Annotated in this window: 13 protein-coding genes; 2 read left to right on the top strand and 11 right to left on the bottom strand. The window is 37.2% G+C overall.

What is annotated here, in order from left to right; all coding sequences use genetic code 11:
- Positions 1–7: 7 nt before the first annotated feature.
- The 5 genes from BMS_RS01080 to BMS_RS01060 form a co-directional block, all read right to left on the bottom strand.
- Positions 8–601: a cytochrome c oxidase subunit 3 gene (locus BMS_RS01080; protein ID WP_014242942.1), complete on the bottom strand. Its 594-nt coding sequence runs from the start codon at positions 599–601 to the stop codon at positions 8–10.
- A 4-nt stretch (positions 602–605) separates the two neighbouring features.
- Positions 606–2333 (bottom strand): cytochrome c oxidase subunit I, encoded by a 1728-nt coding sequence (locus tag BMS_RS01075; RefSeq protein ID WP_014242941.1) that lies wholly within the window; start codon positions 2331–2333, stop codon positions 606–608.
- Between the two features lie 36 nt (positions 2334–2369).
- Positions 2370–3164 carry a cytochrome c oxidase subunit II gene (locus BMS_RS01070; protein ID WP_014242940.1) on the bottom strand — a complete coding sequence of 265 codons (795 nt, stop codon included), beginning with the start codon at positions 3162–3164 and terminating at the stop codon, positions 2370–2372.
- Positions 3165–3274: 110 nt separating this feature from the next.
- Positions 3275–5098, bottom strand: coding sequence for a heme o synthase (gene cyoE / locus BMS_RS17465; protein WP_014242939.1), 1824 nt, complete (start codon positions 5096–5098; stop codon positions 3275–3277).
- 27 nt (positions 5099–5125) lie between these two features.
- A complete protein-coding gene (locus BMS_RS01060; RefSeq protein WP_014242938.1) occupies positions 5126–6094 on the bottom strand; it encodes a COX15/CtaA family protein in 969 nt (322 codons plus the stop codon).
- A gap of 148 nt (positions 6095–6242) precedes the next feature.
- Here BMS_RS01060 and BMS_RS01055 point away from each other — a divergent pair, with 148 nt between their 5' ends.
- Positions 6243–7343 (top strand): tryptophan 2,3-dioxygenase family protein, encoded by a 1101-nt coding sequence (locus BMS_RS01055; RefSeq protein ID WP_014242937.1) that lies wholly within the window; start codon positions 6243–6245, stop codon positions 7341–7343.
- Positions 7336–8496 (top strand): aminotransferase class V-fold PLP-dependent enzyme, encoded by a 1161-nt coding sequence (locus BMS_RS01050; protein WP_014242936.1) that lies wholly within the window; start codon positions 7336–7338, stop codon positions 8494–8496. Before BMS_RS01055 ends, BMS_RS01050 begins: the two co-directional genes overlap by 8 nt.
- On the opposite strand, the gene BMS_RS01045 is transcribed toward BMS_RS01050, so the two are convergent.
- From BMS_RS01045 to BMS_RS01020, 6 genes are read right to left on the bottom strand one after another with little or no spacing between them, the layout of a single operon-like run.
- Positions 8491–9495: a hypothetical protein gene (locus BMS_RS01045; protein WP_014242935.1), complete on the bottom strand. Its 1005-nt coding sequence runs from the start codon at positions 9493–9495 to the stop codon at positions 8491–8493. The two genes, BMS_RS01050 and BMS_RS01045, sit on opposite strands and share 6 nt — an antisense overlap.
- A gap of 54 nt (positions 9496–9549) precedes the next feature.
- Entirely contained in the window at positions 9550–10086 is a 537-nt protein-coding gene (locus tag BMS_RS01040; protein WP_014242934.1) for a DUF420 domain-containing protein, read from the bottom strand.
- Complete coding sequence (locus BMS_RS01035) at positions 10067–10297, bottom strand: hypothetical protein (protein ID WP_044557148.1); 231 nt, start codon at positions 10295–10297, stop codon at positions 10067–10069. Before BMS_RS01035 ends, BMS_RS01040 begins: the two co-directional genes overlap by 20 nt.
- A gap of 1 nt (position 10298) precedes the next feature.
- Entirely contained in the window at positions 10299–10934 is a 636-nt protein-coding gene (locus BMS_RS01030) for a cytochrome c oxidase subunit 3 (RefSeq protein ID WP_014242932.1), read from the bottom strand.
- Between the two features lie 55 nt (positions 10935–10989).
- The gene (locus BMS_RS01025) at positions 10990–13830 is read right to left on the bottom strand and encodes a c-type cytochrome (protein ID WP_014242931.1); all 2841 of its coding nucleotides are present in this window, start codon (positions 13828–13830) and stop codon (positions 10990–10992) included.
- Between the two features lie 30 nt (positions 13831–13860).
- Entirely contained in the window at positions 13861–14937 is a 1077-nt protein-coding gene (locus tag BMS_RS01020; protein WP_014242930.1) for a cytochrome b family protein, read from the bottom strand.
- Between the last annotated feature and the right edge of the window lie 29 nt (positions 14938–14966).

Here is a 14966-nt window from a genome sequence, read left to right as displayed (position 1 = left end):
CATTCCTCTAAAATAAAAAAATCGTTATATACATAATTAACCAAACAACACCTAAGAAGTGCCAAAACTTTCCAATGTTAAAAACTCTATTCTCTAAAGTTTCAACAGAAGCACTTTCTTTCAGTGTTGGTACCAAATAAAATAATAGGAACCAGGCAACAACAACATGAGCAGCATGGGTCCAAGTAAAAGAAAAAATGATCGAAGGAAAGATTCCATCCTGAACATAAATTCCTTTAGAATGTAGGTCGCTCCAAAGTAACATTTGTGCAACCATAAATGAGAATCCAAGGAGTACAGTGAAAGAAAGCCACAGCTTTTTTTCTGAGTTCTCTTGTAAAAAGAGTTTTTCATACTTCCAAAAAGTAAAACTGCTAAGAGCGATAACAATTGTACTTATCGTTGGAAGAAAGAGATCCACTCTTTCAAATCCCATTGGTGGCCATACGTCAGAAGTTAATCTGAAAACAGTAAAGCCCAGAAGTAGCGATGCGAATAACATTGAAAATGTAACTAAGATTACAGTCATTGCTATGGAAGACGTTAACTGTCTTCCAAGCCTTTCTTTTGTCAATGTAGGATTCGTCGCTACAGTATTCATTTAATTAAGCAAGCTCTTCCGTTTGGAATTGGAAATCTCTATCACCTGTTAGATTAGGGTTTCCAAATTCATGTGGTCCACACTTTACAACTGGAATTTCTTTAAAGTTGTAGTGAGGTGACGGAGAAGGAATAGTCCACTCCAGAGTCCCAACTTCCCAAGGGTTTGCACTTGCTTTTTCTTTCTTGAAGAAAACAGCGTGAACAAAGTTTGCAACAAAAATAAATTGCGCAAGTCCCATTGTGATTGCTGACCAAGTAACGAAAGTATTAATTGGAATCATTCTTTCCATGAATTCATAGACAAATGGATTGTATAGTCTTCTGTGCATACCTGCATAACCTACAATCATCATTCCCATGAAGATTCCGTTTAGACCTAGCATAGTGATCCAAAAGTGAACCTTTGCCCAAAACTCATTCATCATTGTTCCAAACATTTTTGGCATCCAGAAATAAGTTGCAGCAAAACCACCAAGAAGAACTGAAGCGGCCATTGTGTAGTGGAAGTGTCCAACTACAAAGTAAGTATCGTGTAGGTAAAGGTCTGTAGTAACTGTTGCTAAGTATAGCCCTGTTAATCCACCAAGACCGAATACAAATACAACTCCTAAAGAAAATAGCATTGGAGAATGGAAACGAATCGAACCTTTCCAAATTGTTCCAAGCCAGTTCGCAAAGAAGATTGCAGATGGAATTGAAATCGTCATTGTCAGAGTCATAAACGACTGAGTAAGAAGTGGTGACATCTGAGTTGTATACATGTGGTGACCGTAAACAATTGTTGAAAGAATTGTAATTGTAGTCATTGATAAAGCTGTAGCTTTAGCACCAAACGCTGGCTTTCTTGCAAAGAATGAAAGAAGGTCTGAAACGATACCCCATGCTGGAAGAATAAGGATATAAACTTCAGGGTGACCAAAGATCCAAAATACGTGTTGGAATAAAATTGGATCACCTGTTCCAGATGTTGCAGCAGCTCCAGCTAGGAAGAAAGCTGTTCCAAAAACTCTATCGAATACAAGTAGTAAACAACCTGCTCCTAAAACTGGAAGGAAGATAGCGTTTAGAATTGCTGTTAAACCAAGTCCCCATACAGAAAGTGGCATATCAAAGTATCCCATTCCCGGAGCTCTTAGCGTAATGATTGTTGTAATGTAGTTGATTGCACCCATTGTTGATGAGATACCAAGAACGAAAATCGCCAAGGTCCACAGAGTTTGTCCCACTCCCGGCGATCCAATAAGTGTCGAGAGCGTTGGATAGGATGTCCATCCCCCAGCTGCAGCACCTAGTGGCGTAAATAGACCGGCCAATAAAAGTACCCCTGAAATCACAGCAATGTGAAATGAGAGCATATTTAATAGTGGAAATGCCATATCTCTAGCACCGATCATTAACGGGATTAGATAATTCCCGAAAGCCCCAATTAAAATTGGCGTGATCGCATAGAAGATCATAATCGTTCCGTGCATTGTAAATAACATTGCATAAGTATCAGGTGGAACGACTCCCCCAGTTGAAGGGAAGAGGAAATTTCCAATTACAGGAAATGCTTGACCTGGAAACGCTAGTGTCCAACGAATCATAAGGGCCATCATCCCACCGATTCCTAGGAATAAGATTCCATACCAAAGAAATTGTTTTCCAATCACTTTATGGTCGTAAGAAAAAATATACTTCGACAGAAAAGTTTTTGGAGCATCATGGATATGTTGTTCGTAAAAAGCCATTGCTCTATATCTCCTTAATAACTAATTCGTTAAATTTTACCAAGTCCAAGGCCATCCCCAGTACAGATCAGCATTTTCACGATCGTTCTGGGCAATTGCTTTGTCTTCTGCTTCTTTCATCCACTCCTCAAAGTTTTCTTGAGTATATGAAGTCATATAAGCTTTCATTCTATAGTGATAAGTTCCACACATTTCCGCACACGCGATATTGTAGTAACCATCTTTAGTTAACTCGAACCATAGCCTTGTAATACGACCAGGTATTGCATCAACTTTTCTTCTCGTATTCGGGAAGTAAAGAGAGTGAATAACGTCTTTAGAAACAACTTGGAAAATAACTTTTCTTCCAACAGGGAGTCTTAAGTCATTAAGCTGTACAACATCGTCTTCTGTGTTGAAAACTCCGTCTCTACCTGCATATCTAAAGTGCCAAGCCCACTGCTGAGCCATCACTTCTACGCGAAGAGGTTTCTCATCTTCTGTTGGCCACTTCGCAAATACGTTTACGTAGTCATCATTAGAAATTCTTGTAATGTTCATATCGATTCCTAAGAATACCGATAGACCAATTACAGTCAGAACGATGATGTGAACTTTCTTATTCCCATAAGTGTAGTATGCTTTCTTATTTCTCTTAGCACTATAGAGGTAAGAGAAACCAAAAAGACCTGCACATACTAAGAAGAAAAAGAATAAGTTCAGGTAAGTTGTGTAGTTAAAAAGCCAATCAATAAGATGCCCATTAACTGAAATGTCTTCAGGAGTTTGCATTCTCTCCCAAAGAGTCCAAGTTTTTGCAGTTGTAGAAACTGCAGCAGATAAAACAGTCATAGATAAAACCCTTCAATAAACTATGAAGTTAAAATTATTAAATTAGAGATCTAAGTCACTATATTCTATATATAAAAGTATGATATTTCTAGATTCTTCTACTACAGATTTCAGCTAAAGAAAATCAAAGATGATAAAAGAATTGGTAGATAAATGATTGACGCTAAAAAATACTGCCTTGCCCAACGATCTACCTGCAAATCTGACTCTTTAAAAAATCCTAAAATAGATAAAACTATAAATAAAATACCCAAAACTAAAGCTGTATTTAAATAGCCAAGGCTCGCATAGCCTATTAAATAGGGGGCTAACGAAGTTAGTACTAATACAATAGTATAAATAAAGATATCTCGTTTAGATTTTGCGAAGCCGGTTTTATTTGGATAAACCTTGATACTACCCGCGTCATAATCTTTGGAGTAATAAATTGCTATCGCCAAAAAATGTGGAATCTGCCAAATAAAAAGAATTGAAAAAAGGATGATCGCCATAGCATCAATTTTGCCGGTTACCGTAGTCCAACCCATCACTGGCGGAATTGCACCAGGAATTGCTCCGACAAATAGAGCCAACTCACTCTTCAACTTCATTGGAGTATAAGCATACAAATAAAGAACGGCCGCTATTAGCGATAAGATCATTGTTGTCCAATTTACAAAAATAACAATTAACGGAAGGGCCACACAAATAAGTCCATAACCGATAACAAGAGCTGTTGCTGGCTTCATTCTTCCAGAGGGAAGTGCCCTATTACGTGTACGCTCCATTAAAGCATCTACGTCTCGTTCAATATAGCAGTTCAATGTAGTTGACCCACACACAACCATAGTCATCAAGATGAGTGCAAATAGAGCTGAAAAGAAATTAATTCCACCTGGTGCCGCAAAAAGGCCAACAGCAATTGTGATAACGACTAAAATACCAAGTCTCAATTTAGTAATTTCTAAAACATCACTTACAAAAGTATGTCTGACCTCTCCAAGAATCTCTTCCTCCGTATAGCGAAGTAGATTGCGAAGATTCCAAAGACCATAAATTAAGAGAGTTGCTAAGGCCAAGTGCAAAGTCGTTGGTATTACGCTCACACTTGTCTTTGCAACAAATGAACCTGAGATTGCTTGGGCCAAGATAAGAAAAATAACTGCCACAACTCCAGCAGCGAGTTTATATGTAAAGCCCTTTGAAATACTTCTAAATCGAAAACTTGAAACAAGCACGCGTGAGCAATTCCACATCACCACTAAGAAAGTAATAATTGAAAAGTATTTATGGGCTAAATTGAGCTGAACTTTTGAAATGCTAGACCAATACAAAATTTCGCCAGTGGCCTGATGAGCACATTGAAAAAAGAACTCTCCACTTCCACATATTTTTCCAGCACCACTATGTCTGAGAACTGCTCCTAAGAACGCCTGTATTGATACGGCCAAGAGTGAGTAAAATACACCATTCTTCAAAGAAGGATCTAGTAGTTTCTCTAAAGACCCCCTGTTAAGAGAAAATCTTCTCTGCTTAATTTTTGACTGATACTCGTAGTACATCGACTGCAATGAGCAGAAGAAAATTAAACTAATACAAAGGTGTGTAGTTGAGATTAATGTAGGTAATTTATAAAAGAATGTTGAGGCCCCAAGCGCACCTTGAAAGGCAACCAGCAGGAAACACCCTAGCGTATACTTATAAAACTTAGGAGAGCTCTCTTTATACTTTCTTCCTAAGACAAAAATCCAAATAGAGAGAATCCCTATAAGGCTGGCCAATGACCTATGTAATTGCTCTAGAAGTGCTCCTTGACCCGAAGAAGTTTCAATTAGTTTTCCATAACAGAGTGGCCAGTCGGGACAGCTCAGCCCCGCACCAGTGTTGTGAACAACTCCCCCAAGAACAATAAGAACGTAGGTAAGAAATATTGTGAGATTTATTAAAATGTGCATTATTAAGTTTATATACTCTCAATATCCCTACACTTCAAGGGCAGAGGACTTAGTTACCAGGGTGAATAAAAAATACTGAGAACAAGACAGCATCAATCCAAATAATAAATGAACTGGTTGCACAGCAGGAGGCACACTCCCATAAGCAAGCGCAATTCCCGATAAAATATTAACTCCAACAATGGCACAAGTGACTTTTGTCCAACCAATGATCCTAGAGTGAGTAGCATTAAGCTTCGAGACTTTAAAATATAAATAACCGTGAATTAAAACGAGTAATATTGAATAGGATCTGTGAACTAAGTACTCAAGCCCAAGCTTTGAAATCCATAGCTCTCGAAGAACTCCATCATGTGATAGATGGTCTATTTCTTCTCTCACCTGTGTTCCCAAAACAATTTGCCCAAAGGTAAGAAGAATCAACACAATGAGAATCTTTTTGAGTGGGCCGGCCAATTGCTTGTCTAAATGAAAAATAAGATTATTTTCGTCTGAGCGAACTCTCGCCTCAAGTAATAGGAAAACTGTAAAGACTGCAGCAAGCATGTGAAGTGTAATGATAACTGGCTTTAAGTGAGTAGATACAACAACCGAACCTAACCAGCCATTAAACCCTACTGCAAAAACTGTCGCCCAAGAGAGATAAATAATAGGTTTATCTTCATTTTTATAACTTGAAGAAGCTAAAGCGAGGAGAAAAACTAAAATTCCTGTAGTTGCACCCACAAGGCGATTTATATATTCAATCCACGTTTTAACAGGGTTGAAGTCCGCAATGACTTTACCTGCAATTTTATATTTCTCTTTATAGTCGAGTGGTAATTCAGAAATATGAGTCGGGGGAATATATTGTCCAAAGCACTTTGGCCAGTCCGGACAACCAAGACCTGAACCTGTACTTCGTACCAATCCTCCCACTAAAATAAGAAAGAAAATCGTGAAAATACAAATACTTAAGAGTTTCCTATATTTAGGATGACGATCACTCGCTAACATCTAGACTCCGCAATTATGGTGTGAGCTAGAGTTATCAAATCTATTGCCATTGAGCAATCAAAGTTCGTCAAACTCTAGCAAAGTTGCATTGATATATATTTTCAATTTCTGTGATTTTCGATAGTCTTAAAAAAATGAGGACTTATCTATGAAAAAGAAAATTCACGACCCTGTGTACTACGGAGAATATTTACAACTTAATAAGTTATTAGACACCCAACTCCCCAAGTCACTAGAGCTTGAAAATAACGAAGCCCATGATGAAACTTTATTTATTATTGTTCATCAAGTTTATGAATTATGGTTCAAACAGATTATTCACGAGTTAAAATCTATCGTAGAAATGTTCTCTGGAAAGACTGTTCAAGAAAAAGATCTAACAACAGTCGTTGCAAGATTAGAGAGGATTACAAAAATCCAAGGGCTCTTAGTCGATCAACTCTCTGTTATGGAAACGATGACTCCGATGGACTTCTTAGAGTTTAGAGACCTTCTCGTTCCTGCGTCAGGATTTCAAAGTGTTCAATTTAGAGAAATTGAAGTTCTTATGGGATTAAAAACTAATAATAGAAAAGAAGTTGATAGAGAGTATTTTCTTGGCCGACTGAATGATGAGGACAAAGAGCGTATTCTAAAAGTAGAATCCTCTCCTTCAATCTTAGAGCTAACGCAAGCATGGCTAGAGAGAATCCCTTTTACCAAAAATAAAGATTTTGATTTTTGGAGTGAATATGAAAAACAAATTAATATCATCTTAGATGATGATGAAAAAATTATTCATGAAAACCAGGCCACTCTCGATTCGAGAAGTATGGCAATACAGCTTGAAAATTTAAATGCAACAAGAGAAACCTTTGCTTCTCTTCTTGACGATAAGAGACATGAGCAGCTTCGAAAAATTGGAAAGCGAACCCTTTCACGTGAAGCAACCCTCAATGCTCTCTTCATTTTACTCTATAGAGACGAACCTATTCTTCACCTTCCTTACCGCTTCCTAACAACGTTAATGGATATGGATGAACTTTTCACAACGTGGAGATATAGACACGCCATAATGGCACAGAGGATGCTCGGAACAAAAATTGGTACAGGTGGGTCTTCAGGTCACCACTACCTCAAGATGGCGGCTGAAAATAATCGAGTCTATTTAGACCTATTCAATCTTTCAACTTTCCTGATTCCAAGATCAAAATTGCCAACATTACCAGAAGACATAAAGAAGAACTTAGGATTTCACTTTAATGAATAGATTTCAGAAATTATTTTCTACATTTATTAACAATAACTCAGGAAAACTACACTTCGCGTGCCACAGTCATCACTATTGGCCGGACTGTACTAGAGAAGCACAACTAAATTATTGGGATGACTCTTCAAGGCTTGTTGACGACAAGTGGGGAGAGATTTTCTCTAAGCGAATTCCAAATGTTCAAAACCTTATTAGTGAAGTTTTAAATTTCGATAGAGCTGAAGATATATGTTTTGCTCCCAATACTCATGAACTCGTAACAAGGGTGATGAGCTCATTTAGCGGTAAAATTAAACTCCTTACAACAGATTCTGAATTTTATTCATTCTCAAGGCAGCTCAATAGACTCATTGAAGAAAACACTATTGAAGCAACAATAATCCCTCTTGAACCGATTGATACCTTTGAAGAGAGATTCACCAAAGAATCACATAAAGGTTTTGATCTAGTTTTTACTTCTCATGTTTTCTTTAATAGCGGCTACGCTATTAATGGACTAACAGAATTTGTAAATAAGATCGAAGAAAATAATAAGTTTATTATAGTTGATGGCTATCACGCTTTCATGGCCCTTCCTATTGACCTAAGTAGAATTGGAGATAAAATTTTCTATATTGCTGGTGGATATAAATATGTTGGCTCAGGTGAAGGAAGTTGCTTTATGACTATCCCAAAGAGCTGTAAACTTCGTCCTCTCAATACGGGCTGGTTTGCAGAGCTTTCGACACTTGATAATATCGATGAGAGCCAAGTTGGCTACCCTACAAATGGACTTCGTTTCGCTGGCTCCACACTTGATTTTACATCTCTCTATAGAATGGAATCTGTTTTAAATTTATATAAGAATGAAGAAATAAATTCAGAGCTTATTCACACTCATGTTCAAAACTGTCAAAGAGAGTTTTTGAAAATGGTAGATGGTTTAAATCATTCTCACTTGAATAGAGAAAACCTCTTATACAGTGAAGAAAGAGATCATGGGCACTTTCTCACGTTTGAATTAGAAAGTGCGAGTCTAGTAGAATCTCTGAAAGAAAAGTTGAGTCTAAATGGAGTGCTCACGGACTCTAGAAAGAATAGACTTCGTTTTGGTTTTTCGATTTACCATGATCCAAAAGAATACAAGGCAGAGTTATTTAACGTAACATTATAAGTGATCAGTACCAAGACCAAATGGCATATTTACGGTGAGTCCTAGACTTATTCCACCACCTCTTTTATTTCCGATAATAAAACCAGGGTCCACATCTTTATACTTTAATAAATTGGGATAGAGGTTTAATCTCCAACTCATGTCTTCACTACCATTTATAAAAAGTGAACCGTCTAACTCTCCATTACTTTCATGAAAAATAGAAACAACAAAACGTCCTTTTTGCTCAAGAGGATCAGTTAGAGACATCCCGCCACCGAGAGAAACCACTCTATCTTCTTGGTACAGGTAACTTAATCCCGCAATATTTTGCATTCCAAAGTAAATAAATGGCTTCATCTTTCCATCGTTAAACTGTAGGAATTTAGGTCTTGTCACGTAACTCAAACCTGCATTAAAGAAATCATCAGACTTAAGAGACCATATAGGTTGAAAGTGCCAAGCCTTCACCTCCATGTCATCCAAAAGAAAGTTCATATAACTTTCATTGTAAGACATGATGAAAGCGGCCAAGTCAAAAATATATAAATCTGCAATATGGTCATGACTTGAAATTTCATGATGGCTAGTTTCAAGAGCTTCATTTCCCATATGTGCGGCATAAGTAAATAGGAAGGCCCAAACATCTGGCATTGGATAGCCATGGTGTTCAAAATATTCTCTTAGATGGACAGTATCGTACGATCCCCCAATGAAGTGAAGGCCAATATTTGGAACCACTCGAGATGAGAAGACTTCATCCTGAATTAACTTCTTATAGCCACCATCTCTTTTTATATTTCTATCTGGCTCTCGTACTCTATTCCAAGCTTCAGTCATCTTTTTTGAGTAATCATCCTGAGAGAACCAGTATGGGTTTTGTATTACATCAAATGTTCCATTGATTACATATGTGTATGGAAGCCATATTGAATCTCTCTTTGGATCAAAGATTTTATAGTCATTTGCAAAAGTATTAACTGTTAGAATTGTCAGTAAAAGAAGAACTATTTTTTTCATACGTAAACCTATTTTTAATAGGCTACTTCTATAATTTACAAGATAGAAATTCAACTAAACATTAAAGTTGTTCAGGATCAAATAGATTAATACTCCTGTCACAGAGATATAAACCCAAATTGGAAATGTGATTTTCGCCAACTTCTTATGAGAAGAAAAATTCTCAGCATAAGCATGATAAAGAGTTGTAAGAACAAGAGGAACTAAAGGAATAGAGAGTACGATATGAGTAATCAAAATAGTAAAGTAGATATACTTTATTGGTCCTTCAGCAAGAAATTTAGTATCCCCATGAAAGTGGTGATAAGTGATATAGCTGGCCACAAAGAGAAAAGAAGAGATTGTGGCGGCAATCATACTCTTAATATGAAGTGACCTAAGGCCTTTCTTTATGAAAACATATCCACTACAAAGTAGTACAAAAGAAATTGAATTTAAAAGGGCGTTAATGGCAGGAAGCTGCTCTACCCAATCCCCTGTCGCTTGATGAGGAGTCTTAAAGTAGATTAACCAAACAAGAAATGAAATTGTAATAAAGCTTACAATTCCAATAGCAGTATAGGCAGTATTATTACTCTGCTTTTCCTGCATTCTCAATCGTTTCGTTAAAGTTTTTGTGCTTTATAATTGTCTTATAGAGAAAGTAAAATGGAATATAACAAAGTATGATAAATCCAGTAAGGATGTAGACTAGATACTTATCTTTCGGGTTTCCCATTGAGCCAGCACACCCAGGACAGGCGTACGAGCTCTCAACGAAAAACATAAGAATTGTAAATGTAACTAGTCTAATTATATTCATATTACAGTAAGTAGATAAATGTAAAAACGAGAATCCAAACTAGGTCAACAAAGTGCCAGAAAAGTCCCGCTAGCTCTAATAAAGTATAATCACCCTTATCAAATCTTCCGTCATAGGCCAGCTTCCACATGTAACATAGGTAACAAACACCTGTTAAAACGTGAAGTCCGTGAAAACCTGTTACAGCAAAGAAAGTTGAAGCAAATAAATTATTTCCATGAGCATAAGTAGAAAAAGTCATTCCTAAATCTTGGCTCAAATGAATGTACTCATAAGCTTGAATTCCAAGGAAGATAACTCCACCAAGGATCGTTAATGCTAACCAATTTAAAATTCCCTTTCTATCTCTTTGCTTACAAGCATCAATACAAAGAACCATCGAAACTGATGAACAAATAAGAATGAATGTCATAAAACCAGAAAGTGCAACACCACCCAAGGCTTCAACAGGATGTGGCCAATGTCTCGTCCATCTTAAAACTGCATAAGCAATTAAAAGACCTGAAAAAGACATACCGTCCGTTCCAAGAAATAACCACATTCCAATTTTATTCGGGCTCGCTTTTGCAAAGTGTGGATCATTTGGATAATCAATAATCCCATCGTGAGCTACAACTTCCGTATTATGTCCGGCCATTTTTTTCTCCTACAAATTGTAGATAAGGCCTAGATACTCTAGGCCTTTTAATTAATTACTTTTGGTTTGGTGAAAACTTATCTTCACCGATTTCTTGTAAGTACTTAACGAGTGCATCCATTTGCTTATCAGCGTCTCCACCGAATACCTCAGTATCCATACTCTCACCATCTTCCCAGAACGATGGCATCAGTGTTCCTTCCATAATCGCTTGAGGATTACTTAACCACTTCTTAATCCAAGATGGACGTAAACGTCTCTTAGCATACTTCAAGTTAGGAGCTGTTGGCTCACTAATACTTCCCGGAAGTCCTGCGTGACATGTATTACAACCAAGAGATTCAATTAGCTTCAACGCTCCTCTTCTCTCACCTGGTAACCACTCAACTTTAGCTGGTAAGTTTTCAAACGTCTTCTGCTTCGACTTATGCTGGAATAGAGCAACTAGCTTATTTCTTTCTTCATTTGATAAGTTAAATGAAGGCATTCTAATTGGCGATCCTGCAAAGTCTTTGTCAAAGTGTCTAATTGGATAAACATTACTTAAGAAGTAGTTAAACCAATCAGATTGAACTCTATGACCTTGACCAACAAGTCTTGGTGGTCCTTGGTTAATATCATCTTCATATAGAGGAAGGATATCTCCGAAGTCTCCATCAATTTGGTGACAACCAATACAGTTATACTTAGTAACAACTTTCATTCCTTCAGCAACAACTGCTTCGTCTTTATCAAGTTGCTTCACACCAGTAACTGGCACTCTATCTGAAACTTGTCCAAGTAGAGCAACTGTAATATCACTCGCTTGTTTCTCAGTCATATAGAACTGTGGCATTCTTAGTAAATCTTTAAATGGCTTATCAGCTCCGTTATCCCATCTTCTTGGGTTAAGTAAGTGAGCGTGAATCCACTTATCTCTATGGTGCTCTACTTTCTCATGTCCAAATCCAAATTGAGTTAATGGCTTTGAACCTAGCTTCGTAAGTTCTGGACCAATTGGTGCTCTACCGTCAAAACCTTCAATGCTGTGACAAGAGTAACAACCATATTTTCCAACAGATCTATAACCTAGCTCCATTGTTCTTTCATGGTCACTCATCTTAGCAAGTCTTGCTTTTGCTACCTCTTCAGGATCAAATGCCGAGAAGTACTCAACAAGTAGCTCGTCTCTAACATTCTTATCCATTCCTTCAAACTTAAGTTCTTCGAATTTCTCATTCTTCTTTGACATTAAGTAAGCAGTTATATCGTTCGCTTCTCTATTTGAAAGTCTAAACGATGGCATTACTGTATCTTCTTGGAAGTGAGAAGGCTTAAGTAGCCAAGAAACCATCCAGTCAGGATTTTTAACCTTTGAACCAGTTCCTGTTAAGTAAGGGCCTACGAAAGCATCAACTTTCTTAGACTCTGGTGCGAAGTCTTCAACACCGTGACAACCCATACAACCAACTTGGCGAACTAGCTTCTTACCTCTTTCAATATTTCCACCAGTATACTTTGCAAAAGGCTTATACTTCTTTGACTTCTCAAATACGTATTCAGCGATTGCATTTACTTCAGTGATATTCTTCTTAACGAACTCTGGTGAGTTGTTATTTGTTTGGTTGAAGAACTGAGGCATTTTTGCATGCTTATTAAATGATTTTGGAGACCAAACCCAATTCATGAAGAATTCCTTGCTTACCTTCGAAGCAATTTTCTCTAAACTTGGACCTGGCTTTCTGTTGTGCTCCCACCCTTCAATTTTGTGACAAGCATAACAACCAAACTTTCTAATATTTCTCTTACCTTCATTAACAACTGTTCCCTCAGGTATGTACTCAACATTATTGTGACATTTCACACAACCAGCTTCGTACTGACCACGACGGAATTGTACGATTGGCACTTTGTGTGGCTCATGCCAGTTATACTTCTCTTCCCACTCTTTCTTTTGAGCATCACTATGAGGCATGTGTGCCGCTGAGTTAAAGTCATTAACTCTATGACCTTCACCACCGTGACAAGTAGTACAACCAAACTGCTTCATTGGGTGCTTACCTTTAGCCCCAACCATTAGATCTAAATTAGGGTGTGTCTTATATGGGTTTTCTTGATCTTCATAACCTTCTTGATCAATGAAAACGTGACAAGTCATACAACGATCAACTTTTGGAACATGTCTAAAGTATCTATCGTCAGTAATATTATCTAAAACAACCTGCTGAATCTTTAAAGTAGGATCCATAAAGTCGATAAAAGGTAAGTTTCTCAATACAAATACAGGATTCACATCTAGCTGTGACTTAGCTTGCATTAGAAGCTCTTTTGTCCCAGTTATACTCTCAATACTCTTCTGTGTATCAGCTACTTCTTTCTCATAAGATCTTAATTTTCTTTTAAGTTCTTTTTCTTTCGCCTGAAGAATCTTCATTCTCTCTGATGACTCAGCGAACTCTTTCTTCTTAACGTGAAGCTTTTTATATAAAGAATCTGCATTAGATGCATGCTCTGCATGAGCTACACCATATTGGAAAGTTAGGGCCGAAACCTGAGAGTTCGCAATACCTTTAACAATAGTTTCATTCTTAAGGTCTTTCTTAACAACTCTCAACTCTTCTTCTGCTACTTCAATATCTTTCTTTCTGCTATCAACAGTTTTTTGAGATGCTTCAAGTTGCATTTCAAGTTGAGCTAACTTCTCTTGGTTGATCAGCTCACCTTCTGCTTTAATTTTTTCAGCAAGCTTTTGCTTTTTGATTTCCATTCCCTTTAACTGCACAGCTTTCCAAGGACGAATGTAATCATCTAGAAAAACCCAAACAACAGTTACTAAAAATGCAACAGAAAGAAATGCAAAGATCTTATTAAGTTTCTGCATGTTCCAAGCCATACCTGGCTCTTGCTTCTTACTCATCAGTATTCCCTTTTTTCACACCCGAGGGGCTTATAAGTTTAATTCCCACTCTGGTAGAGCAATAATATATTTCAAGTTAATTAACCATCTTAGAACCATCTTTATTGGTAAACTCATCATAATAATGAATAAGAAAATAAAGATGTAATATCTAATTGCGCCAGATTTCTCATAGAGGTCTTTACACAGCTTCAACTTCAGTGAAGCAAGAGGGAGAACAACCATATATGCTACAGTTGCAATAATCCCAAAGATCTCTCTTACGATAATATTCTTAGGCATTGGTACATTTAAAATTTTAATCCAAATATATTCAGATAGATTTACGTTATACTCAGCAACAACCTTGTGGAAATCCCAGTACTCAAATGGTCCATAGAACGTCCAGTTAGGCCCCCTTAGGAAGGTTCCGACAATAATTAGATAAATCCAAAGAACTAACCATCCAAAAAGAAATGAAGTTACTGCTAACTTTCTTTCTGTAAAAGTGTAGTACCCGTTCCCCTTAGGGTTCGTATCAATATATGGAATTGCAATAAGACCAACAACGATAATACCTGGAAGAATAACCCCCGCCATCCAAGGGTCAAAGTAAACAAGCATTTCTTGTAGACCAAGGAAGTACCAAGGCGCCTTCGCTGGGTTTGGTGCCCAAGTAACGTTAGCTGGTTCTTCTAGAGGTGCTTTAAAGATAATTGCCCAAACAACGAGGAAAATAGTCGTTGCAATAATGGCAAATAATTCAGTGTAAACAAGATTAGGCCAACACCAAACTTTCTCTTTATTCTCAGGAAGGGCCTCAATAGGGCACTCGCCTGCTTCAATTCTCTTATCGTTCTCAGCACACTTATAAAGACTTAACCAAGTTAAGAATGTAAGTAGTACGATAATGATATTGATTGGAATATTATCTGGCCAAAGTATAATTTTAATAAAGTTTGGATCCGCACAAAACCATGCAACGATTGGTAATGTTACAGCTAAACCCCAATAAGCAAATTTCTTAGTTCCCACAACTTTGTAATACTTGATCATCAAGAAAAACAAAAAAGTGAAGATTGGAAACGATCTAATAGGATCAGCTAACCAGTTAATTAATTCTTTCATTTCTTATCCTTAAAATTAAAAACTACCAA

Origin of the sequence: Halobacteriovorax marinus SJ (assembly GCF_000210915.2) — a bacterium.
Classification (GTDB): Bacteria; Bdellovibrionota; Bacteriovoracia; order Bacteriovoracales; family Bacteriovoracaceae; genus Halobacteriovorax; species Halobacteriovorax marinus.
This window is presented reverse-complemented; position numbering and strand designations above follow the sequence as displayed.